The sequence below is a fragment of the Agromyces arachidis genome, assembly GCF_052805135.1.
This window is the reverse complement of the sequence record NZ_JBRBDK010000001.1, coordinates 495,692-518,459: the sequence shown is the minus strand read 5'-3', so window position 1 is coordinate 518,459 and position 22,768 is coordinate 495,692. Positions and strand designations below refer to the sequence as shown.

Below are 22,768 nucleotides of genomic sequence, written 5' to 3'. Positions count from 1 at the left end.
AGTTCGCCGTCAGGCGGATGGCGGCGGGTGCGACGTCAGCCGGCGGACGGCTCGAACCAGGTCCCGACGGGCGATCCCGCGAGCGCCTCGGCCACGAGCGAGGTCGCGGTGATCAGCACGGCGGTGCCGGATGCCGCGGCGATGCGGGCGGCGGACACCTTGGTCTCCGCGCCGCCCGTGCCCACCCCGGCGCGGCCCACCGACCCGATCTCGACGCCGGCCAGCTCGTCGCCGAAGGCGACGTCCGAGATCCGCTCCGCACCGTCGAGATGCGGGGGCCGGGTGTACAGGGCGTCGACGTCGGAGAGGAGCACCAGCGCGTCGGCTCCCACGAGTTCGGCGACGAGCGCCGCGAGCCGGTCGTTGTCGCCGAACCGGATCTCGTGCGTGGCGACGGTGTCGTTCTCGTTGACGATCGGGAGCACGCGGATCTCGAGCAGGCGGTCCATGGCGCGCTGGGCGTTCGAGCGGGGCGTGGCGTGCTCGAGGTCTCCGGCGGTGAGCAGCACCTGCCCGGCGACGATCCCGTAGCGGTCGAGGCTGGTCTGGTAGCGCCACATGAGCACGTTCTGCCCGACCGCGGCGGCCGCCTGCTGCGTGGCCAGGTCGGTCGGCCTGGTCGAGAGGCGGAGGAACGGGATGCCTGTGGAGATGGCACCGGAGGACACGAGCACGACCTCGGTCCCCCGCGCGTGGGCGGCGGCGAGGGCGTCCACGAGCGGACCGATCTGCGCCGAGTTCTCACCGCTGATCGACGAGGAGCCGACCTTGACGACGATGCGCCTCGCGGCGGGCAGGTCGGCGCGCGTCAGCGGGGTCACCGCTCCGTCTCCTCGCCCCCGGCATCCGGCTGGTCGGCGTCGTCCGCCCAGAGGCCGGCCTCGCGCTCGCGCTCGAGCTCGGCTCGGGCCTCCGCCTTCGCGTCCATGCGGTCGTGGTACTCGCCGCGGCGCTCGGCCCGCGTGGCTCGCCGGTTGTCGTCGAGGCGGATGTCGCTGCCGCGGGGGGACGTGATGAGCTCCGCCGTCGAGGTGAGCGTGGGCTCCCAGTCGAACACGACGCCGGCCCCCGGGCCGATCACCACGGTCGAACCGGCGATCGCACCCGCGCGCACCAGCTCGTCCTCGACGCCGAGGCGAGCGAGCCGGTCGGCGAGGTAGCCGACGGCCTCGTCGTTGGTGAAGTCGGTCTGGGCCACCCACCGCTCGGGCTTGGCGCCGAGCACGCGGTAGATGGTGCCGTAGCTGCCGCCCTCCGGCTTCACCACGAATCCGGCGTCGTGCACCGGCTTGGGACGCAGGACGATGCGCGGCGCGGCGGGCTCCTGGGCGGCATCCGCTCGGGCGCGGTCGACGATCTCGCCGAGGGCGAACCCGATCCGGCGGAGGCCCTCGTGGCTCACCGTCGAGATCTCGAAGACGCGGTAGCCGCGGGATTCGAGCTCGGGTCGCACGAACTCCGCGAGCTCGCGGGCCTCGGGCACGTCGATCTTGTTCAGCGCCACCAGCTGCGGCCGCTCGAGGAGCGGGGTCTGGCCCTCGGGCACCTCGTACGCCTCGAGCTCGCGGAGGATGACCTCGAGGTCGCTGATCGGGTCGCGGCCGGGCTCGAGCGTGGCGCAGTCGAGCACGTGCAGCAGCGCGGAGCAGCGCTCGACGTGACGGAGGAACTCGAGGCCGAGCCCCTTGCCCTCGCTCGCCCCCTCGATGAGGCCGGGCACGTCGGCGACGGTGAACCGGTGGTCGCCCGCCTGGACGACGCCGAGGTTCGGGTGCAGGGTCGTGAAGGGGTAGTCGGCGATCTTGGGCCGCGCGGCCGACATCGCCGCGATGAGGCTGGACTTGCCGGCCGAGGGGAATCCGACGAGCGCGACGTCCGCGATGGTCTTGAGTTCGAGGGTGACCTCGCCCTCGAAGCCGGGCGTGCCGAGCAGTGCGAAGCCCGGCGCCTTGCGCTTCTGCGATGCGAGCGCGGCGTTGCCGAGCCCGCCCTGGCCGCCGGGTGCGGCGACGAAGCGCATGCCCGGCTCGGTGAGGTCGGCGAGCTCGGTGCCGTCGGCGTCCTTCACGACGGTGCCCACGGGGACGGGCAGCTCGAGCGGCTCGCCGGTGGCGCCGGAACGGTTGTCGCCCATGCCCGGCTGGCCGTTCTCGGACGACCGGTGGGGGCGGCCGTGGTACGCGAGCAGGGTGGTCACCTGCGGGTCGGCGACGAGGACGATGTCACCGCCGTCACCGCCGTTGCCGCCGTCGGGGCCGGCGAGCGGCTTGAACTTCTCACGGCGCACCGACACGCAGCCGTTGCCGCCGTGGCCGGCGCGCAGGAACAGGCGCACCTGGTCGACGAAGCTCACCATCGCCGCATCACTCCTTCTCGGGAAACACATGAGGGCGAGCCGAAGCCCGCCCTCACGACTACCGGTCGCTGCTTACGCGTCGACCGAGACGATGTTCACGACCTTGCGGCCGCCCTTCTTGCCGAACTCGACCGCACCCGCCTCGAGGGCGAACAGCGTGTCGTCGCCGCCGCGACCCACACCCGCACCGGGGTGGAAGTGGGTGCCGCGCTGGCGGACGAGGATCTCGCCGGCCTTGACGACCTGGCCGCCGAAGCGCTTCACGCCGAGGTACTGCGCGTTCGAGTCACGACCGTTGCGAGTGGAGCTCGCACCCTTCTTGTGTGCCATTGTCCCTGTCTCCTCTGGCCGTTACTTGATGCCGGTGATCTTGACGCGCGTGAGCTCCTGACGGTGGCCCTGGCGCTTCTTGTAGCCGGTCTTGTTCTTGAACTTCTGGATCACGATCTTCGGACCGCGAAGGTCGTTCAGGACCTCGGCCGTGACCGTGATCTTGGCGAGCGACTTCGCGTCGGAGGTGATCTTGTCGCCGTCGACGAGGAGGACGGGCGTGAGCTGCACGTTGCCGTCCTTGTCGGCCTTGATCCGGTCCATCGTCACGATGGTGCCGACCTCGACCTTCTCCTGCCGACCACCGGCGCGCACTACTGCGTAAACCACTTCTCGTACCTATCTCCAGGGAGCCATGCGGCTCCGCCTAACTGATGGGATGTCACTGCGCGGATGACCCCAGCGGGAAGGAGGGTCGTCACTGCCAGAAAACTGTGCGTGCCCACCGGGATAAGCGGCGGCACCAACGGACGAGTTTACACGGATGGCGCTGGACCGGTCAAACGCGCCCCACACGCGTGTCGGACCGGTGCCACGCGGATGCCGCACTCCCCCGGCGTACACTCGGCGCCATGGCCGTGCTGATCGATCCCCCGCTGTGGCCGAAGCACGGCACGGTGTGGTCGCACCTGGTGAGCGACACGTCGATCGACGAGCTCGTGGCCTTCGCCGAGCGGAACGGGATCCCCGCCCGCGGCTTCGACCTCGACCACTACGACGTGCCCGCCGAGCGCTACGACGAACTCGTCGCCGCCGGCGCGGAGCCGGTCCCGCCGCGCGAGCTCGTCCGCCGGCTCGCCGCCAGCGGGCTCCGGGTCACGCCGCGCGACCGGCGCCGCTCACTCGGCCGCTGAACCCGCGTCGGCGCCGTCCGGGCGCGTGATGACCGGCGGGGCACCCGCCGGGCTCAGCGCCGCGGTCGACACGCGCCGGCTGCGCGAACGGGAACGGCCCTCGCCGGGCTGCTTGGGCGCCGGCAGCGAGTCGAGCATCGAGTCCAGGAGCACCTCGGCCTCCGGCACGCGCGCGGGGCGCTCGCGCCGGGCCTGGGCCTCGGGCAGCTCGATGACGGGCGTCGCGCGCTCGGTGCGGGGTTCCTCGGCGGCGCGCTCCGGCTCGGCCTTCGGCTCGCCCGACTCCGCGGGCGCCGCGGGCGCCTCGGTCGACGCGGCCGACCCCGTCGACGCGTCGGCCGCGCCACCGCGCGAGGCGCGACGGCGACCCCGACGGCGGCCGGACGGTGCTTCGGCCGCGGGCTCGGACTCGGGAGTGCGGGTCGGCTCGGCGGCGGCCTCCACGGCGGCATCCGGCGCCTGGGACTTCTGCTCGGCGTGCGCCACGGTCGAGGCGGCGATCTGGGCGAGGGCGTGCTTGACGTCCTCGGTGATCGCGTGCGTGCCGGCGTGCGCCTTGTCGGGGCTCGACGGCTGCGAGGAGCCGCCGCCGCCGTTGCCGCCACCGCTGTTGCCGCCGCCGCGGTTGCGTCGACGCTCGACCTGCTGCTGCGGGGCGCGGTGCTTCGCCACCGGCTCGTGATGCACGATGATGCCGCGTCCGGCGCAGACCTCGCACGGCTCGCTGAAGGTCTCGAGCAGCCCGAGACCGAGCTTCTTGCGGGTCATCTGGACGAGCCCGAGCGAGGTCACCTCGGCGACCTGGTGCTTGGTGCGGTCGCGCGACAGGCATTCGACCAGGCGACGCAGCACGAGGTCGCGGTTGGACTCGAGCACCATGTCGATGAAGTCGACGACGATGATGCCGCCGATGTCGCGGAGCCGGAGCTGCCGGACGATCTCCTCCGCCGCCTCGAGGTTGTTCTTGGTGACCGTCTCCTCGAGGTTGCCGCCGGAGCCGACGAACTTGCCCGTGTTGACGTCGACGACGGTCATCGCCTCGGTGCGGTCGATGATGAGCGAACCGCCAGACGGCAGCCACACCTTGCGATCGAGGGCCTTCTCGATCTGCTCCGTGATGCGGAACTCGTCGAACGCGTCGCGCTCGCCCTCGTACGCCTCCACGCGCTCGAGCAGGTCGGGCGCGACCTGGCCGAGGTACTTCTCGATCGTCCGGCGCGCGTCGTCGCCCGAGATGATCATCTTCTGGAAGTCCTCGTTGAAGACGTCGCGGACGATCTTGATGAGCAGGTCCGGCTCGGAGTGCAGCAGGGCCGGGGCCTGGACCTTCTCGATCGTCTCCGAGACGTCCTTCCACTGGCTCACGAGGCGGTTCACGTCGCGGGTGAGCTGCTCCTCCGTGGCGCCTTCGGCGGCGGTGCGCACGATGACGCCCTGGTTCTCCGGCAGCACCTCCTTGAGGATCTTCTTCAGGCGCGCGCGCTCGGTGTCGGGGAGCTTGCGGCTGATCCCGTTCATCGAGCCGTTCGGCACGTAGACGAGGTAGCGGCCCGGGAGGGAGATCTGGCTGGTCAGCCGGGCGCCCTTGTGGCCCACCGGATCCTTGGTGACCTGCACGAGCACGCGATCGCCGGGCTTCAGCGCCAGCTCGATCCGTCGCGGCTGGTTCTTCTCGCCGTTCTCGGCGGCGGCCTCCCAGTCGACCTCGCCGGAGTACAGGACCGCGTTGCGCCCGCGACCGATGTCGACGAAGGCCGCCTCCATGCTCGGCAGGACGTTCTGCACGCGGCCGAGGTAGACGTTGCCGATGAGCGACGCGTCCTGGTTGCGGGCGACGTAGTGCTCGACGAGCACGTCGTCCTCGAGCACGCCGATCTGGATCCGGCCGCCCTTCTGGCGCACGACCATCCGGCGGTCGACCGATTCGCGGCGCGCGAGGAACTCCGCCTCGGTGATGACCGCACGGCGACGACCGGCGTCGCGACCGTCGCGGCGGCGCTGCTTCTTCGCCTCGAGGCGCGTCGACCCCTTCACCTTCTGCGGCTCGGTGATGAGCTCGGGCTCACGGGGCTTGCGCACCTTGACGACGGTGTTCGCGGGCTCGTCGCCCGAGCCGCGCGACTCCTCGCCGCTGCGTCGCCGGGACCGGCGGCGCACGCTGGAGCCCTCGCCTGCCGGCTCGCGGTTCCCGTCGCGGTCGCCGCGGTCGCGGTCGCCCCGATCGCGGTCGCCCTGGTCGTTGGCCGGCGGCTGGAACACCGGGGGCGCGTGGAAGATCAGCGACGTCGTCGAGAGGACCGCGGGGATCGGCGACTCGGCCGCCGCCGGCGCGTCGGCGCCGCCCTCCTCGGGACGCTCGGAGCCGGAGGGCTCCTCGCCCTCGGTCGCCTCGCTCGTCCCGGCCGACGGAGCCTCCGCGGCAGGAGCGTCCGCCGTGGCGGACTCCTGCGGCGCCCCTCCCGCTTCGGTGGCGGCGACGGACGCCGCGGCCGCCGACTCCGAGGGCGCCGCGACCTCTGCGCTCGCCTCGCCCGACTCGTCCGGGGATGCTCCGGCCGCGGCTGCGTCGGCCCGGGGGGTCTCCGTCACCTCGCCGGTCGCGTGCGGCACGACCTGCGCGGATCGCCGTCCGGTGCGTCGCGCGCCGAACAGGCCGGTCTTCCGTCGCGGGGAATCTCCCGATGCCGATGCGTTCGTCGGTGTTCCGTTGTCTTCCACCATCTCTGGTGCACTCCTACGCCTGGGCGGTGGCCGCGCCACCTCGCCCGTACTCCTCGGAGCGGCCCGTCGCCGTGCGCCGGACCGCCAATCCTTCTCTGCTGCGCCCGGCGGGTGCCGGTGACGCCAAATCTCGCGGTTCGTCCGCGGATGCGGATGCGGTGCATCCTCAAAGCCCTCGTTGGCGTCGCACCGGGCGCGGCCCGGGCGACTGCAAAGATTATCGCACGGTCTCCCGGCGCCCGGCGGAATCGGCGTGCCAGAATACCGGGCATGCCCGACTCCCCCCGCTCGTCACGGCAGGTCGCGCTCGCGGTCTTCCTGCTGATCGCCGGCGTCCTCGGACTCCTCGCGGCGTTCGAACTGACGCTGGAGAAGATCCTCACCCTCTCGAATCCCGGCTACGTCCCGGGCTGCAACGTCGGCGTGCTCGTCGGGTGCAGCGTGAACCTCGGATCCGAGCAGGGGTCCGTGTTCGGGTTCCCCAATCCGCTGATCGGGCTGATGGCCTGGCCGGTGGTGATCACCACCGCGATGGCGCTGCTCGCGGGAGCCCGCTTCGCGCGCTGGTACTGGATCGGGCTGAACGTCGGCGTCGCGGGCGCGCTCGCGTTCGTGATCTGGCTCATCGCCCAGAGCATCTACGTGCTCGACGTGCTGTGCCCGTGGTGCATGCTCACCTGGGCCGTGACGATCCCGGTGTTCTGGGTCGTGACGCTGCGGAACCTCCGCGACGGCGTGATCCCCGTCGGCGACCGCGGGCGCCGGGTCGCCGGCGTGCTCATGGGGTGGGTGGTCGTCATCACGATCGCCTGCTACGCGATCGTGGTCCTCCTCGCGCAGGTCCAGATGAACGCGATCCCCCGGGTCATGATCGACCTGCAGAACCTGTTCTGATCCGGCCGTCGCCGACCCGGACGCCGACGGCGGCGGCATCCGTCCCCGGATCCCGCCGCCGTGTCGCCCGCGTGCGCGGTGGGGTCAGGCGAACCAGAGCGCGAGCTCGCGCTCGGCCGACTCGACCGAGTCCGAACCGTGCACCAGGTTCTGCTGGACGCGGAGGCCCCAGTCACGGCCGAAGTCGCCGCGGATCGTGCCGGGCGCGGCGGTCGTCGGATCGGTCGCGCCGGCGAGGACCCGGAAGCCCTCGATGACGCGGTTGCCCGCGACCCGCATCGCGACGACGGGGCCGGACTCCATGAACTCCATGAGCGGCTCGTAGAACGGCTTGCCCTCGTGCTCGGCGTAGTGCGCCGCGAGGAGGTCCCGGTCCGGCTGCACCATGCGGATGTCGACGAGCGAGTAGCCCTTCGCCTCGATGCGGCGCAGGATCTCGCCCGTGAGGTTGCGCGCCACGCCGTCGGGCTTGACGAGCACCAGGGTCTCTTCGATGGGGGTGGTCATTCGGGTTCCCTTTCTGGGGCGGCGGTCGCCGCCCGATCACGGTCGATGCGTGCGCCGACGATCATGCAGTAGGCCCACATGCCGCCGAAGATGGCACCGACGACGAACATCGCGGGGTTGAGCAGCCCCGACGCGAGGATGACGGCCTGGATCGCCCAGCCCAGGCCGTACGCCCACTCGTGCCGGAGCACGCCCATGGTGCCGACGAGGGCCAGGATCACGAGGCCCCCGCCCGCGAGCGGGGCCCACTCCGGCAGTCCGGCTCCGGCGCCCTCCTCGCGCGACAGCCCCCAGATGACGAGGGCGGCGAGGAACACGACGACGACCTCGAACGCGAGCACGATGCTCGCGAGCGTGCGGCGCACCGAACGCGGCTCGGGAGCGGAGGCGGTGGTCATCGGGCCTTCCATTCGCGGTCCTCGGCGATCGCGATCGCGTCGCCCACCAGCGTGATCGACCCGGTCACGAGCACGCCGCGCCGGTCGCCGTAGGAGGCCCACTCGCGTGCCTCGTCGAGGGCGTCGTCGAGCCGGTCGACGGCCTCGACCCGCTCCGGTCCGACGATCGAGGCGACGGATGCCGCGAGCTCGCCGGCCGGGATCGCCCGGTCGGACTCGGACTGCGTGACCAGGAACCGCGCGCCGGTGGGCGCGAGCGCCCGGACGATCCCCTCGGCGTCCTTGTCGCCCAGGACGCCGAGGACGATGACGAGCTCGTCGAAGTCGAAGTACTCGCCGAGCGCCTCGACGAGCGCGGCCGCGCCGTGCGGGTTGTGCGCGGCGTCGACCAGCACCGGCGGGTCGACCGAGACGGCCTGGAGCCGGCCGGGCGAGGTCGCCGCGGCCAACCCCGCCTCCACGACCTCGTCGGCGAGGCGGACCCCGCCGCCGAGGAACGACTCGACCGCCGCGATCGCGATGGCGGCGTTCTCGGCCTGGTGGCGGCCGTAGAGCGGGAGCGCGAGATCGCGGTACTCCCCCGCGAGTCCGCGCACCGACACGAGCTGGCCGCCCACGGCCACCTTGGAGTCGAGGATCGCGAACGCGCCGCCCTCGACGGCCACGGTGGCGTTCCGCGCCCCGGCGACCTCGTGAAGCACCTCGAGCGCCTCCGGCGCCTGGAACGCGGTCACGACCGCGGCGTCGGCCTTGATGATGCCCGCCTTCGTGCGGGCGATCTCGGCGACCGTGCGCCCGAGCCGGTCCGCGTGGTCGATGGCGATCGGCGTGATGACCGCGACCTGGCCGTCGGCGACGTTCGTCGAGTCCCACTCGCCGCCCATCCCGACCTCGAGCACGACGACGTCGACGGGCGCGTCGGCGAAGGCGGCGAACGCCAGCACCGTCAGTGCCTCGAAGAAGGTCAGCGGCTCCTCGGCGCGCCCGCTGAGCTCGGCGTCGACGAGCTCGAGCACGGGAGCGATCTCGTCCCAGATGCGCGCGACGGCCTCATCGGCGATCGGCTCGGCGTCGATGCGGATCCGCTCGGTGAACCGCACGAGGTGCGGGCTCGTCAGGAGGCCGGTCCGCAGGCCCTGCGCGCGCAGGAGGCTCTCGATCATCCGGCTCGTCGAGGTCTTGCCGTTCGTGCCGGTGAGGTGGATCACGGGCGCGGCTCGATGCGGGTCTCCCAGCAGTTCGACCGCGCGACGCGTGGCGTCGAGCCGGGGCTGCGGCGACCCCTCGCCCACGCGGGCGAGCAGGGCGGCGTACACCGCGTCGGCGGCGTCGCGCTCTTCCGGGGCGGGCTCGACGGTCATGCCTTCTCCACTCCGATCCGCACCCGGGTGCCGCCCGCGAGCGGCGTGACCTCGCCGGCCGACGCCTCGTCGAGCTCGTGCACGTCGAGGTCGACCGCGAGCGTCTCGCCGGTGATGAGGTCGCGGTGGGCGACGGCCGCGGCGAGGCTCGGCGCGTCGAGCGCGAGCGTCAGCCGGATGCGGTCGCCGACCTCGAACCCAGCGGCCTTCCGCGACTCCTGCACGGCCCGCACGATGTCGCGGGCTCGGCCCTCGTCCTCGAGCTCGGGGGTGGTCGCGATGTCGAGGATGGCGAAGCCGCCGTCGGCGAGGAGCCCCAGGACGCGACCGTCGCCGCCGGCGCCGCCGGCCTCGAGCACCAGGTCGTACTCGCCCGGCTCGAGCGCCACCCCTCCGGCCACGACGGTGTCGCCGTCGAGCGACCAGTCGCCGCCCCGCGCTCCCTGGATCGCCTGCTGGACCTGCTTGCCGAGGCGGGGGCCGGCCGCACGCGCATTCACCGTCAGGCGCTTCGTGACGCCGTACTCGGCCGCGCTCGACTCGTCGAGGGCGACGAGGTCGACGCGCTTGACGTTGAGCTCGTCGCGCAGGATCGCCTCGAACGGCGCGAGCGCCGCGGCATCGGCCGCCACCACGGTGAGCGAGGCCAGCGGGAGGCGCACGCGCCGTCCGGCCTGCTTGCGCAGCGCCAGCACCGCACCCGTCACCGCGCGCACCGAGTCCATCGCGGCGACCAGCCCGGGGTCGGCCGGGAACTCCGAGGCCTCGGGCCAATCGGCGAGGTGCACGCTGCGGCCGCCGGTGAGTCCCCGCCACACCTGCTCGCTGACGAGCGGGAGCAGGGGTGCCGCGAGGCGCGTGAGGGTCTCGAGGACGGTGTACAGCGTGTCGAAGGCCTCGCTTCCGGAGCCGTCCTCGCCGACGCCCTCCCAGAACCGGTCACGCGAGCGGCGCACGTACCAATTCGTGAGGACGTCGCCGAAGTCGCGCAGCTTCTGCGCCGCGAGCGGGGAGTCGAACTCCTCGAGGTCGGCGGTCACCGCCTCGACCAGCTCGCGGAGCTTGGCCAGCAGGTAGCGGTCGAGGACGTCCGTCGAGTCGGTTCGGCGGGACGCCTCGTAGCCGCCCTCGCGCGCCGTGTTGGCGTAGAGCGAGAAGAAGTACCAGGTGCTCCAGAGCGGCAGCATCAGCTGGCGCACGCCCTCGCGGATGCCCTCCTCGGTGACGACGAGGTTGCCGCCGCGCAGCACGGAGCTCGACATGAGGAACCAGCGCATCGCGTCGGAGCCGTCCCGGTCGAACACCTCGTTCACGTCCGGGTAGTTGCGCAGCGACTTCGACATCTTCTGGCCGTCGTTGCCGAGCACGATGCCGTGGCTGACGACGTTCTTGAACGCCGGGCGGTCGAAGAGCGCCGTGGAGAGCACGTGCAGCGTGTAGAACCAGCCGCGCGTCTGCCCGATGTACTCCACGATGAAGTCGGCCGGGTTGTGCGTGTCGAACCACTCGCGGTTCTCGAAGGGGTAGTGCACCTGCGCGAACGGCATCGAGCCCGAGTCGAACCACACGTCGAGCACGTCCGGGATGCGGCGCATCGTGCTGCGCCCGGTCGGGTCGTCGGGGTTCGGCCGGGTCAGCTCGTCGATGTACGGCCGGTGCAGGTCGGGCTCGCCGTGCTGGTTCAGCGGAAGTCGGCCGAAGTCGCGCTCGAGCTCCTCGAGCGATCCGTACACGTCGATGCGCGGGTGGGCCGGGTCGTCGCTCTTCCACACCGGGATCGGCGAGCCCCAGTAGCGGTTGCGGCTGATCGACCAGTCGCGCGCGCCGGAGAGCCACTTGCCGAACTGGCCGTCCTTGACGTTCGCCGGGACCCACTCGACCTGCTGGTTGAGCTCCTCCATGCGGTCGCGGAAGTCGGGCACGCGCACGAACCAGCTCGAGACGGCGCGGTAGATGAGCGGGTTGCGGCAGCGCCAGCAGTGCGGGTACGAGTGCTCGTAGCTCGCCTGCCGGAGCAGTCGCCCCTCGGCCTTCAGCAGCTGCGTGAGCGGCTTGTTCGCGTCGCTCCAGAGCTGGCCCGCGACATCCGTGACCTCGGGCAGGAACCGCCCGCCCTCGTCGAGCGAGAGGATGACCGGGATGCCGGCCGCCTCGCACGCCTTCTGGTCCTCCTCGCCGTAGGCGGGAGCCTGGTGCACGATGCCGGTGCCGTCCTCGGTGGTGACGTAGTCCGCCACGAGGATCGTCCAGGCGCGCTCGAGGCCCCAGCGCTCGACGTCGGCGTAGTAGTCGAAGAGGCGGTCGTAGGTCACGCCCTCGAGCTCGGCGCCGCGCACCGTGCGCGAGACGGCGGTGCGCGCCTCGTCGGCCGAGTCGTAGCCGAGCTCCTTGGCGTAGTTGCCGACGAGGTCGACCGCGATCAGGTACTCGCCGCCGAGCACCTCGGTGTCGGATGGCGCGCCGCCCGCCCGCTCGCGGAGGACCGTGGCGTCCGGGGTGCCGTTCGGGCCGGCGGGCACGACCGCGTACTCGATGTCGGGACCCACGGCGAGCGCGAAGTTCGTCGGGAGCGTCCAGGGCGTGGTCGTCCAGGCGAGCGCGCGCACGGCGGTGAGCCCGAGCGACTCCGCCTTCGCGCCGGTCAGGGGGAACGTGACCGTGACGGTCTGGTCCTGGCGCATCTTGTAGACGTCGTCGTCCATGCGGAGCTCGTGGTTCGACAGCGGGGTCTGGTCGCGCCAGCAGTACGGGAGCACGCGGTGGCCCTCGTAGGCGAGCCCCTTGTCGAAGAGCCGCTTGAAGGCCCAGACGACCGACTCCATGAAGGTCACGTCGAGGGTCTTGTAGTCGTGTTCGAAGTCGACCCATCGCGCCTGGCGGGTGACGTACTCCTCCCACTCCTCGGTGTAGCGCAGGACGGCGTCGCGCGCGGCCTGGTTGAACGCGGCGATGCCCATGCGCTCGATCTCGGACTTGTCGGTGATGCCGAGCTGCCGTTCCGCCTCGAGTTCCGCGGGCAGGCCGTGGGTGTCCCATCCGAAGCGTCGGTGCACCTGCTTGCCGCGCATGGTCTGGAAGCGCGGGAAGAGGTCCTTCGCGTACCCGGTGAGGAGGTGTCCGTAGTGCGGCAGTCCGTTCGCGAACGGCGGGCCGTCGTAGAAGACCCACTCGTCGGCGCCGTCGCGCTGGTCGATGGAGGCCTGGAACGTGCCGTCGGCCTTCCAGTGCGCGAGCACGTCGCGCTCGATGGCGGGGAAGTCGGGCGACGGGGCCACGGGCTGGTCGTCGTTGCGGGGGTACACGCGCGCTCCTTGCGGGACGGATCACCTACCGCGAGGACGCCGACGGCCGTTCGGACGCCTGCGCGGTACCACCCCGCTTGCCCGGCGGCGAGCGCCGGACCTCTCGTGCTGCGGCTGTGACGGGCCTGCCCCGTTCGGTTCTACTGGGCTCGCGGTCTGGCTGCGCGCCGTTCTTCCGAAGACTCCCCGGTGATGGCCGGATCGATGTCGGTCCTCCCAGCGTACCGGGTCGTCGGCGGAGGTCGCACGCCCGTGGCCGGTCCGCCCGGGGTCCATCGGTACGCCTCCGCGATCAGCTCGAGCAGCGCGGGCTCGGGCAGGTCGCGCGCCTTCGCCTCGTCGACGAGGTCGTGGATCGCGCCGGCGAGGGCGCCGTGGCCGCCGAGCCGGACGAGGACGACGGCGCCGCGCCCCCGATGGAGCTCGATGAGCCCCTCGTCGCGGAGCGCGCGGTAGGCGCGGAGGACGGTGTGCATGTTGACGCCGACGGATGCCGCGAGCTCGCGGGCGGCGGGCAGTCGTTCGCCGCCGGCGAGTCGCCCGTCGACGATCGCGGCGCGGATGCCGCTGGAGATCTGGCGGTGCAGGGGTGTCGGCTGGCTCGGATCGACGCGTATGAGCACGACGCCATTATCGTTGTTCTAGTCGTATGCGAACAATCCGCTTGTGAGGGCTGCGTGCCGGTGTCAGGATGATCCGGGCCCCCGCCGATGCGCGGCCCCTCCCCCTCCCCTCCTGCAAGGACCTCGATGCGTGCTGCTCCCCTGACCACCCGGCGCCCCCGGCGCCGATCCGCCCTCGTCGCCGCCGGCATCGCGTCGGCGCTCGCGCTCACCGGCTGCCAGGCCGGGGAGCCCGAGGCCTCGGACGAGCCCGTCGAGGGCGGCACGCTCGTCTACGCGAGCGGCGACGCCGAGCCGACCTGCCTCGACCCGCACGTCGGCGGCAACTACCCGCAGGCGCTGCTCGCCGGGCAGTTCCTGGAATCGCTCGTCTCGCGCGACGCCTCGGGCGAGATCATCCCCTGGCTCGCCGAGTCGTGGGAGTCGTCGGAGGACGGCCTCACGTGGGACTTCTCGCTCCGCGAGGGCGTGACGTTCACCGACGGCACCCCGTTCGACGCGGCCGCCGTGAAGGCGAACGTCGAGCACCTCCAGGACCCGGCGACGCAGTCCTCGACCGGGTACCTCGCGATGGGCAAGGTCGAGCGGGTGGAGGCCGTCGACGACCTCACCGCCCGGTTCGTGCTCACGACCCCCGACAGCGCGCTCCTCGAGTCGCTGAGCCAGCCCTGGACGGCGATCCAGTCCCCTGCCGGGATCGCCCGCGGGATGGAGGAGAACTGCGAGGCGCCGGTCGGAACCGGCCCGTTCGTGGTCGACGCGTGGGTCAAGCAGGACCGCGTGACCCTGGTGCGCAACGACGACTACTCCTCGGCCCCGGCCGACGCCGAGCACGAGGGCCCCGCGTACCTCGAGGCGATCGACTGGCGCTTCGTGCCGGATGCCGCGTCGCGGTACGCCGCGCTGCAGGGCGGCCAGGTCGACGTGATCGACAACCCGCAGCCCGACACGATCGCCGCCGCGGAGGAGTCCGGTGCGTTCACGTGGCTGGATGCGCCGCGACCAGGCGCATCGAACCGGATCGAGCTCAACTCCGGGCAGACGCCGTTCGACGACGAGCGCGTGCGCGAGGCGTTCATCCGCGCCGTCCAGGTCGACGACGGCATCGACGCCCTCTTCTTCGGCACCGCCGACCGCTCGTACTCCGCCCTGTCGTCGGTCGAGGCGCTCGCCTACTCCGACGAGTCGCTGTTCGAACCCGACCTCGACCGCGCGAACGAGCTGCTGGACGAGGCCGGCTGGACCGAGCGGGACGAGGACGGCATCCGGACCCGGGACGGCGAGCGGCTGACGCTCCGCTTCCCGGTGAGCACGAACCAGTCGATCCCGGCCGAGCAGTCGTTGTTCGAGCAGGTGCAGGCCACGGCGAAGGAGGCCGGCTTCGAGGTGGTCATCGACCTGCTCGACCTGTCGAGCTGGTACGGCCGGCTCTTCGCGAACGAGTACGAGATCGTGAGCGCGCCGTACACCAAGGTCGGACCGGACGTGCTCCGCATCCTCTACCACTCCGACAGCATCACCCCGGCTCCGAGCGGCTACTTCGCAAACCTCGCCCAGCTCGACGACCCCGAGGTGGACGCCCTGCTCACGCGGGCGGCCGGCGAGGGCGACCCCGAGGCGCGGGCGGAGCTGTACGAGCAGGCGCAGCAGCTCATCCTCGGCGGGTACTACCTGCTGCCGCTGTACGACCAGCAGAACGGCTTCCTGCTCGACCCGTCCGTGCGCGGGGCGCGCGCGATGCCGACCGTGTCGACGCCGAGCTTCCATGACGCCTGGCTCGCCGACTGAGCCGCATCGGCGCCGCCGCAGCACCGCGCGTCACGTCGCGGTGCTGCTCGGCGGCGCCGCCTTCGTCATGTGGGCCGTCGCGACGCTGACCTTCTTCGCCATCCGGCTCGTCCCGGGCGACCCGGCGCAGGCGATCCTCGGCGGCCCCGGCTCGCAGGCGTCGCAGGAGGCCCTCGACCTCGTCCGCGAGGAGTACGGGCTCGACCAGCCGCTGGTCGTGCAGTACGTCGCGATGCTCGGCCGCCTGGCCACCGGCGACCTCGGCACCTCGTACGCCCTGAAGATGCCGGTCGCCGAACTGCTCGGCGCCCAGCTCGGCGGCACGCTGCTGCTCGCCCTCCTGTCGCTCGCGACGGCCTGGATGCTGGCGCTCGCGCTGTCCCTCTGGTCGACCGGCCGAGGTCGGATCGCCACGGCCGTCGGCGAGGGCGTCGAGCTCACCGCGGCGGCGCTCCCGCACTTCTGGCTCGCCGCCGTGCTCATCGCCGTGTTCAGCACGGGCCTGGGGTGGTTCCCGCCCGTCTCCACGGGCACGCCGGCCGGGTTCGTGCTCCCGGTCGTCACCCTCGCGATCCCGCTCGCGGGGTTCCTCGCGCAGGTCATGCGCGAGAGCCTGCTCGACGCCCTCGAGCAGCCCTTCGTCGTGTCGGCGCGGGCCCGCGGCGAGAGCACCGCGGGCGTGCGACTGCGGCACACCATCCGCCATGCCGCGCTGCCGGGCATCAGCCTGTCCGGATGGGCGCTCGGCTGGCTCCTGTCGGGGGCGGTCGTCGTCGAGACCATCTTCGCCATGCCCGGACTCGGACGGACCCTCCTCCAGGCGGTCACCCTGCGCGACATCCCCGTCGTGGTCGGCGTCGTGCTCCTGGTCGCGCTCGTCTACGTCGTCATGACGGTGCTCACCGACCTGGCATCCCGGATCGCGGATCCGCGCCTCCGGCAGGACGGGGCCCGATGAGCGAGCTCGAACTCCGGCAGACCACGGTCGACTCCGCCGCGGCGCACGACGGGGTGCGCCGCCGACCCCGGATGCCGCGGGCCGGCACCGTGCTCTCCCTCGCGTTCGTCGCGTTCCTCCTGGTCGCGACGGTCGCCCCCGGCCTGGTGCAGACGCAGCCGCCCGATGCGATCTCGGCGTCGGAGGCCTTCATGCCCCCGTCGACCGCGCACTGGTTCGGCACCGACGAGTCGGGCCGGGACGTGTACAGCCGGGTCGTCGCCGGCACCGGGACCTCCCTGCTCATCGGCGTCACCGCCACCGGGATCGCGTTGGTGCTCGGCCTGGTGCTCGGGATCGTGGCGAGCTTCGGCGGGCGGGTGCTCGACTTCGGGGTGAGCCGGCTGGTCGAGGTGCTGTTCGCCTTCCCCGGACTGCTGCTCGCGCTGCTCGTCATCGTGATCTACGGCCCGGGTCCCGTCACGGCGACGATCGCGGTCGGGCTGTCCACCGCGCCCGGGTACGCGCGCATCATCCGCGGGCAGCTGACCGCCATCCGCACGGCGCCGTTCATCGAGTCCGCCCGGGTCCTCGGGCATCCGCCCGGACGGATCCTCACCGCGCACGTGCTGCCGAACGCCCTCGTCCCGTTGTTCGTGCTCGCGACGCTCGGCGTGGGCCAGGCGATCGTGTGGGCGTCGGCGCTCAGCTACCTCGGGCTCGGAGCGCAGCCTCCCGCGGCGGAGTGGGGGGCCATGCTCGCCGCGGGTCGCACCTACCTCGCGACCGCCTGGTGGATGACGGTCTTCCCGGGGCTCATGATCGTCGGCACGACCGTGGCCACCACGGTCCTCGGCCGCGCGCTCACGCGCCGGCGCCGGGAGGCGCGATGACCGCCCGCTCGGCCGGCGTCGGCGAGGGCGCGCCGCTGCTCGATGCGGTCGACCTGCGCGTCGCGTTCGGCGGCGACGAGGTCGTGCACGGGGTCTCGCTGCGCATCATGCCCGGCGAGTGCGTCGCCGTGGTCGGCGAGTCCGGCTCCGGGAAGAGCGTCACGGCGCGGTCGCTCCTCGGTCTCGCCGGACCCGGTTCGCGGACGACCGCGGAGCGGCTGACCGTGCTCGGCCGGGACGTCGCCGAGGCGGACGAGCGCACCTGGCGCTCGATCCGCGGGCGCGGCATCGGCCTCATCCTCCAGGACGCGCTCGTCTCCCTCGATCCGCTCCGACCGATCGGCCGCGAGATCGAGGACGCACTGCGCATCCACGAGCGGATGCCGGCGGCGGAGCGTCGCAGGCGCGCGATCGAACTGCTCGACCGGGTGGGCATGCCGGATCCCCCCGCCGCGGCGGGCCGACGGTCGGGCGAGCTCTCCGGCGGCCTGCGGCAGCGCGCGCTCATCGCCTCGGCGCTCGCGCTGGATCCGCCGCTGGTCATCGCCGACGAGCCGACGACGGCGCTCGACGTCACCGTGCAGGCGCGGATCCTCGCACTGCTCGGTGAGATCAGGTCGCGCGGGACGGGCCTGCTGCTGATCAGCCACGACCTGGCGGTCGTCGGCCGGCTGGCCGACCGGATCATCGTGATGCGCGACGGCGCGGTGATCGAGTCGGGCCCGGCCGACCAGCTCCTCCGCGCCCCCCGGACGGCGTACACGCGGTCGCTGATCGACGCCGTGCCCACCGAGCGTCCCCGTGGCACCCGCCTCGTGGCGGCAGGGGCCGGCCCCGCTCGGACCGAGCCGGACCTGGCGGCCGGACCCGGCGACCTCGCACCCGCCCCGCGCCCGGAGGCGGTCGGATCCGACGCCGTCCTCCTGCGCCTGGACGGGGTGGTCAGGACCTTCCCGGTACGCGGCGGCCGCCTCACGGCGGTCGACGACGTGACCCTGTCGCTCTCGGCGGGCGAGACGCTGGGGCTCGTCGGCGAGTCGGGGTCGGGCAAGACCACGGTGGCGCGGCTGGCCCTCGGCCTCGCCGATCCCGATGCGGGCGAGGTCACGCTCGCCGGCGCACCATGGTCGCACCGGCCCGAGCGCGAGCGCCGCCCGCTCCGCCGTCGCATCGGCGCCGTGTACCAGGACGCCCTGAGTTCGTTCGACCCGCGATGGAGCGTGCACGGCATCCTCGATGACGCCGTCGCGCTGGCCCTCCCCCGTGCCTCGCGACGCGACCGCGACCGTCGGATCGTCGAACTGCTCGACCAGGTCGGCCTCGCGCGACCGGTCGCAGGCCGGCGGCCGCTCACCCTGTCGGGCGGTCAGCGGCAGCGCGTCGCGATCGCACGCGCCCTCGCGACCGAGCCCGACGTGCTGATCTGCGATGAGCCGGTGTCCGCGCTCGACGTCACGGTCCAGGCGCAGATCCTCGACCTGTTCGACGACCTGCAACGGCGACGCGGGCTCGCGATGCTCTTCATCTCCCACGACCTCGGCGTGGTCCGCCACATGAGCGACCGCGTCGCGGTCATGCGCACCGGTCGCATCGTCGAATCCGGCGACGCGGAGGCGGTCTTCGGCTCGCCGCGCCATCCGTACACCGCGCAGCTCGTCGCCGACGCACCCCGAGTCGACGCCTGAGCGCCCGGGTCCACGGGACCGTTGCCGCGCGCGCACCGGCGCCGGTAGCATCGGGCCGAGCCCCGGGGAGGCGCCATGACGGACGACGACGCGACGCGACCGGTCCCGCACGAGCCCGCGACGGAGCGGCTCGACACGGCCGACGCAGGCAGCGAGCCGGAGAACGCGACCGCCGCCCGCCGGATGCGGTGGATGTGGGTCGCGATCGCCGCGCTCGCCGTCGCGGTGGTGGTGCTCCTGCTCTTCCTGCTCCTCCGGCCCGGCGCGACGCCGATCGCGGCGCCGACCGCCAGCCCGACCCCCTCGGCCTCACCCAGCGCCACGCCGACGGCCACCGCGAGCCCGGAGCCGACGACGACCTCGACCCCGGTGCAGCCCACATCCGAACCCACCACCGAGCCGGTGTCCGGCCCGGTGTTCACGTCGTTCAGCGCGGAGCCCGCGACCGCCGACTGCTCCGGCGGCGCGACATCCGTGCCGCTGGTGTTCAGCTGGTCCAGCGAGGGCGCGACCGAGGCGTGGATCGGCGTGGGCACGACGGACGCGCAGGCCGCCCCGTACGAATCGGTGCCGACCTCCGCGTCGAACTACTCGAACCTCGCGTACCAGTGCTCCGAGGAGAGCCAGGTCTACACGGTCACCCTCAGCGGCCCGTCGGGCGTCACGCACAACTCCGTGACCATCGTCAGGGGCTGAGCCTCCCGCGCGCCCCGCCCGGGAGCCCTCCCACCCCCGCACTCCCCCGCGGCCCGCCTCGGGTAGGCTTGATCGTCGCACATTCAGGCACCCCAATGGACTCGGTGCCGCACATACCGAACCGGAGCATCATGACCGACACCGCGCGCATTCCCGACAAGCCCGCCCTCGAGGGCCTCGAGACCAAGTGGGGCGGCGTCTGGGAGACCGAGGGCACCTACCGGTTCGAGCGTGACGGCGCGACGCGCGAGTGCATGTACTCGATCGACACCCCGCCGCCCACCGCGTCGGGGTCCCTGCACATCGGGCACGTGTTCTCATACACGCACACCGACGTGGTCGCGCGCTTCCAGCGCATGCGGGGCAAGCGCGTGTTCTACCCGATGGGCTGGGACGACAACGGCCTGCCGACCGAGCGTCGCGTGCAGAACTACTACGGCGTTCGCTGCGACCCGTCGCTGCCATACCAGCCCGACTTCGTGCCGCCGTTCCAGGGCGGCGAGGGCAAGAGCGTGAAGGCCGCCGATCAGCAGCCCATCAGCCGCCGCAACTTCATCGAGCTGTGCGAGCAGCTCACCGTCGAGGACGAGCAGCAGTTCGAGGCGCTCTGGCGCATGCTCGGGCTGTCGGTCGACTGGACCCAGACCTACCGCACCATCGCCGACGAGGCGCTCTTCACCTCCCAGCTCGCGTTCCTCCGCAACGTCGAGCGCGGCGAGGCCTACCAGGCGCTCGCACCCACGCTGTGGGACGTGACGTTCCGCACCGCCGTGGCGCAGGCCGAGCTCGAGGACCGCGAGCAGCCCGGCCACTACCACCGCGTCGCGTTCGCCAAGCCGGGCGGCGGGCACGTCGAGATCGAGACGAGCCGCCCCGAGCTGATCCCCGCCTGCGTCGCGCTCGTGGCGCACCCCGACGACGAGCGCTACCAGCCGCTGTTCGGCACGACCGTGACCACCCCGGTGTTCGGCGTCGAGGTGCCCGTCGTGGCGCACCACCTCGCTCAGAAGGACAAGGGGACCGGCATCGCCATGATCTGCACGTTCGGCGACGTGACCGACGTCGTCTGGTGGCGCGAGCTGAACCTGCCGAACCGCGCGATCATCGGCTTCGACGGACGGGTCATCGCGGAGGCGCCCGAGGCGATCACCTCCGAGGCCGGCCTCGAGGCGTACGCGAAGCTCGCCGGCAAGACCGCGTTCTCGGCCAAGCAGGCCGTCGTGGCGCTGCTCCGCGAGTCCGACGCCCTGCTGGCCGACCCCAAGGCGATCACGCACCCCGTGAAGTTCTTCGAGAAGGGCGACCGCCCGCTCGAGATCGTGTCGACCCGCCAGTGGTACATCGTCAACGGCGCACGCGACGAGGCGCTGAAGTCGAAGCTCCTCGACCGCGGCCGCGAGATCGACTGGCACCCCGACTTCATGCGCGTGCGTTACGAGAACTGGGTCGGCGGCCTGTCGGGCGACTGGCTCATCTCGCGCCAGCGCTTCTTCGGCGTGCCCATCCCGGTGTGGTACCCGATCGACGCCGCGGGCGACCCGGTGTTCGACGAGCCCATCCTCGCCACGCGCGAGATGCTGCCGGTCGACCCCTCGTCGGCGACCCCGCCCGGCTACGAGGAGTCGCAGCGCGGCGAGCCGAACGGCTTCGTCGGCGAGCACGACGTGATGGACACCTGGGCCACCTCGTCGCTGACCCCGCAGCTCGCGGGCGGCTGGGAACGCGACCCGGAGCTGTTCGACCTGGTGTTCCCGTACTCGCTCCGCCCGCAGGGACAGGACATCATCCGCACTTGGCTGTTCTCGACGGCGCTGCGCGCCGAACTCGAGCACGGCGTCGCGCCCTGGGCGAACGCCGCGATCTCCGGGTTCATCGTCGACCCCGACCGCAAGAAGATGTCGAAGTCGAAGGGCAATGTCGTCACGCCCGCCGGCCTCCTCGACCAGCACGGCGCCGACGCGGTGCGCTACTGGGCCGCATCCTCGCGCCTCGGCACCGACGCGGCCTTCGACCCGCAGAACCCGACGCAGGTCAAGATCGGCCGGCGGCTGGCCATCAAGGTCCTGAACGCCGCGAAGTTCATCCTCGGCTTCGAGGGCGCGGCGGATGCCGCGGTGACGGTGCCGGTCGACCGCAGCATGCTCGCGGGCCTCGCGACCGTCGTCGAGCAGGCGACGCGTGCGCTCGAGTCGTACGACCACGCCCGGGCGCTGGAGGTCTCGGAGACGTTCTTCTGGACGTTCTGCGACGACTACCTCGAGCTCGTGAAGGAGCGCGCGTACGGCGCGCCGAGCGCCGAGCAGGCCTCCGCGGTCGCCGCGCTGAAGACCGCGCTCAGCGTGCTGCTCCGCCTGTTCGCGCCCGTCATCCCCTACGCGGCCGAGGAGGCGTGGAGCTGGTCGAACGAGGGTTCGGTGCACCGCGCGAGCTGGCCGGGCACCGACGAGCTCGCGGCGCGAGGCGACGCCGGCGTGGAGCTCCTCGAGCTGGCGAGCCTCGCACTGACCGGCATCCGTCGAGCGAAGACCGACGCGAAGGCGTCCCAGAAGACCCCGGTCGCGAGCGCGGTGATCGCCGCGCCGGAGGCCGCGACGGCACTCCTCGCGTCCGCTGAGGGCGACCTGCGAGCCGTGGGCCGCATCGCCGAGCTCCGATTCGACGCCGCCGACGCGCTCCAGGTGCGCGATGTCGTGCTCGACGTTCCCGCAGAGGAGGCTCGCGCATGAGCGTGACGATCCGCGAGATCCGCGACGGCGACTTCTTCGGCTGGCTGCCGCTGTTCGAGGCGTACTGCCGCGTCCGCGGGGTGGAGCTCGACGACACCAAGGCGCTCGTCGTGTGGAGCTGGATCCAGGACCCGCGGAGCGCGCTGCGGGGCATCATGGCGCTCTCGGAGGACGACACCCCGGTGGGCCTCGTGCACTACCACCCCGAGCCGCGCACGATCGACGGGAGCGTCGGCCTGGTCGTCGACGACCTCTACGTCGACGGCGAGCACCGGCGCAACGGCGTGGCCCGCCAGATGCTCCGCACGGTTCGCGAGCGGGCCGTCGAGCTGCACGCCACCCGCGTGAGCTGGGCCGCCGACCCGGATGACGCGGAGGGCATCCGCATCTCGGACGAGCTGGGCCGCCGCGACGCGGCCGTGGCGTTCGAGATGGAACTCTGATGCGCCTCGGCACCCGCTGGGCATTCGGCGCGACGCCGCCCGCCTCGGTTCCCGAGGACCTCCTCCCCCGCATCCGGGAGGCCGAGCAGCGCGCAGCCGACGGAGCCGGGCGGCACTGGACGCTGACGTGGCTCGAAGGGCGACCGATCGCCGAGCTCGACGACGGCACGGTCGTCACGACCGGCGGGCTCCCCCCGTCGGGGACGGCGGCGCAATCCGACGACGAGTGGTGATCGTCGACTGAACCGGTCCGG

Annotated in this window: 20 protein-coding genes; 10 read left to right on the top strand and 10 right to left on the bottom strand. The window is 72.5% G+C overall.

Annotated elements, in window-relative coordinates; all coding sequences use genetic code 11:
* Positions 1 to 35 precede the first annotated feature (35 nt).
* From proB to rplU, 4 genes are all read right to left on the bottom strand, one after another.
* Positions 36 to 821: a glutamate 5-kinase gene (gene proB / locus ACUY4T_RS02465; protein WP_446017297.1), complete on the bottom strand. Its 786-nt coding sequence runs from the start codon at positions 819 to 821 to the stop codon at positions 36 to 38.
* Complete coding sequence (gene obgE / locus ACUY4T_RS02460; RefSeq protein ID WP_446017296.1) at positions 818 to 2,356, bottom strand: GTPase ObgE; 1,539 nt, start codon at positions 2,354 to 2,356, stop codon at positions 818 to 820. The genes proB and obgE overlap by 4 nt, the downstream gene beginning before the upstream one ends.
* A 72-nt stretch (positions 2,357 to 2,428) precedes the next feature.
* Positions 2,429 to 2,686, bottom strand: a complete 258-nt coding sequence (gene rpmA / locus ACUY4T_RS02455; protein ID WP_445967040.1) for a 50S ribosomal protein L27 — start codon at positions 2,684 to 2,686, stop codon at positions 2,429 to 2,431.
* Positions 2,687 to 2,707: 21 nt separating this feature from the next.
* Positions 2,708 to 3,016: a 50S ribosomal protein L21 gene (gene rplU / locus ACUY4T_RS02450; RefSeq protein WP_353827598.1), complete on the bottom strand. Its 309-nt coding sequence runs from the start codon at positions 3,014 to 3,016 to the stop codon at positions 2,708 to 2,710.
* Between the two features lie 242 nt (positions 3,017 to 3,258).
* Here rplU and ACUY4T_RS02445 point away from each other — a divergent pair, with 242 nt between their 5' ends.
* The gene (locus ACUY4T_RS02445) at positions 3,259 to 3,540 is read left to right on the top strand and encodes a DUF4031 domain-containing protein (protein WP_446017295.1); all 282 of its coding nucleotides are present in this window, start codon (positions 3,259 to 3,261) and stop codon (positions 3,538 to 3,540) included.
* Here ACUY4T_RS02445 and ACUY4T_RS02440 read toward each other — a convergent pair.
* On the bottom strand, positions 3,526 to 6,261 hold the full coding sequence (locus ACUY4T_RS02440) for an Rne/Rng family ribonuclease (protein WP_446017294.1): 2,736 nt from the start codon (positions 6,259 to 6,261) through the stop codon (positions 3,526 to 3,528). The two genes, ACUY4T_RS02445 and ACUY4T_RS02440, sit on opposite strands and share 15 nt — an antisense overlap.
* 270 nt (positions 6,262 to 6,531) lie before the next feature.
* Here ACUY4T_RS02440 and ACUY4T_RS02435 point away from each other — a divergent pair, with 270 nt between their 5' ends.
* Positions 6,532 to 7,155, top strand: coding sequence for a vitamin K epoxide reductase family protein (locus ACUY4T_RS02435; RefSeq protein WP_446017293.1), 624 nt, complete (start codon positions 6,532 to 6,534; stop codon positions 7,153 to 7,155).
* An 84-nt stretch (positions 7,156 to 7,239) separates the two neighbouring features.
* On the opposite strand, the gene ndk is transcribed toward ACUY4T_RS02435, so the two are convergent.
* From ndk to ACUY4T_RS02410, 5 genes are all read right to left on the bottom strand, one after another.
* Positions 7,240 to 7,662, bottom strand: a complete 423-nt coding sequence (gene ndk / locus ACUY4T_RS02430; RefSeq protein ID WP_446017292.1) for a nucleoside-diphosphate kinase — start codon at positions 7,660 to 7,662, stop codon at positions 7,240 to 7,242.
* Positions 7,659 to 8,060, bottom strand: coding sequence for a DUF4233 domain-containing protein (locus ACUY4T_RS02425; protein WP_446017291.1), 402 nt, complete (start codon positions 8,058 to 8,060; stop codon positions 7,659 to 7,661). The genes ndk and ACUY4T_RS02425 overlap by 4 nt, the downstream gene beginning before the upstream one ends.
* Complete coding sequence (locus tag ACUY4T_RS02420; RefSeq protein ID WP_446017290.1) at positions 8,057 to 9,421, bottom strand: bifunctional folylpolyglutamate synthase/dihydrofolate synthase; 1,365 nt, start codon at positions 9,419 to 9,421, stop codon at positions 8,057 to 8,059. The genes ACUY4T_RS02425 and ACUY4T_RS02420 overlap by 4 nt, the downstream gene beginning before the upstream one ends.
* Positions 9,418 to 12,723 carry an isoleucine--tRNA ligase gene (ileS, locus tag ACUY4T_RS02415; RefSeq protein WP_446017289.1) on the bottom strand — a complete coding sequence of 1,102 codons (3,306 nt, stop codon included), beginning with the start codon at positions 12,721 to 12,723 and terminating at the stop codon, positions 9,418 to 9,420. The genes ACUY4T_RS02420 and ileS overlap by 4 nt, the downstream gene beginning before the upstream one ends.
* A gap of 140 nt (positions 12,724 to 12,863) precedes the next feature.
* Positions 12,864 to 13,346 (bottom strand): GntR family transcriptional regulator, encoded by a 483-nt coding sequence (locus ACUY4T_RS02410; protein ID WP_446017288.1) that lies wholly within the window; start codon positions 13,344 to 13,346, stop codon positions 12,864 to 12,866.
* 126 nt (positions 13,347 to 13,472) lie between these two features.
* Between ACUY4T_RS02410 and ACUY4T_RS02405 the strand changes: the two genes are divergently transcribed.
* From ACUY4T_RS02405 to ACUY4T_RS02370, 8 genes are all read left to right on the top strand, one after another.
* Positions 13,473 to 15,134 (top strand): ABC transporter substrate-binding protein, encoded by a 1,662-nt coding sequence (locus tag ACUY4T_RS02405; protein ID WP_446017287.1) that lies wholly within the window; start codon positions 13,473 to 13,475, stop codon positions 15,132 to 15,134.
* Positions 15,112 to 16,092 (top strand): ABC transporter permease, encoded by a 981-nt coding sequence (locus ACUY4T_RS02400; protein WP_446017286.1) that lies wholly within the window; start codon positions 15,112 to 15,114, stop codon positions 16,090 to 16,092. Before ACUY4T_RS02405 ends, ACUY4T_RS02400 begins: the two co-directional genes overlap by 23 nt.
* Positions 16,089 to 16,964 carry an ABC transporter permease gene (locus ACUY4T_RS02395; RefSeq protein WP_446017285.1) on the top strand — a complete coding sequence of 292 codons (876 nt, stop codon included), beginning with the start codon at positions 16,089 to 16,091 and terminating at the stop codon, positions 16,962 to 16,964. The genes ACUY4T_RS02400 and ACUY4T_RS02395 overlap by 4 nt, the downstream gene beginning before the upstream one ends.
* Entirely contained in the window at positions 16,961 to 18,649 is a 1,689-nt protein-coding gene (locus ACUY4T_RS02390) for a dipeptide ABC transporter ATP-binding protein (protein ID WP_446017284.1), read from the top strand. The genes ACUY4T_RS02395 and ACUY4T_RS02390 overlap by 4 nt, the downstream gene beginning before the upstream one ends.
* A 75-nt stretch (positions 18,650 to 18,724) precedes the next feature.
* The gene (locus tag ACUY4T_RS02385) at positions 18,725 to 19,345 is read left to right on the top strand and encodes a hypothetical protein (protein WP_446017283.1); all 621 of its coding nucleotides are present in this window, start codon (positions 18,725 to 18,727) and stop codon (positions 19,343 to 19,345) included.
* A gap of 131 nt (positions 19,346 to 19,476) precedes the next feature.
* Positions 19,477 to 22,071 carry a valine--tRNA ligase gene (valS, locus tag ACUY4T_RS02380; RefSeq protein ID WP_446017282.1) on the top strand — a complete coding sequence of 865 codons (2,595 nt, stop codon included), beginning with the start codon at positions 19,477 to 19,479 and terminating at the stop codon, positions 22,069 to 22,071.
* Positions 22,068 to 22,514, top strand: a complete 447-nt coding sequence (locus ACUY4T_RS02375; RefSeq protein ID WP_446017281.1) for a GNAT family N-acetyltransferase — start codon at positions 22,068 to 22,070, stop codon at positions 22,512 to 22,514. The genes valS and ACUY4T_RS02375 overlap by 4 nt, the downstream gene beginning before the upstream one ends.
* On the top strand, positions 22,514 to 22,747 hold the full coding sequence (locus tag ACUY4T_RS02370) for a hypothetical protein (protein WP_446017280.1): 234 nt from the start codon (positions 22,514 to 22,516) through the stop codon (positions 22,745 to 22,747). The genes ACUY4T_RS02375 and ACUY4T_RS02370 overlap by 1 nt, the downstream gene beginning before the upstream one ends.
* The last annotated feature ends 21 nt before the right edge of the window (positions 22,748 to 22,768 follow it).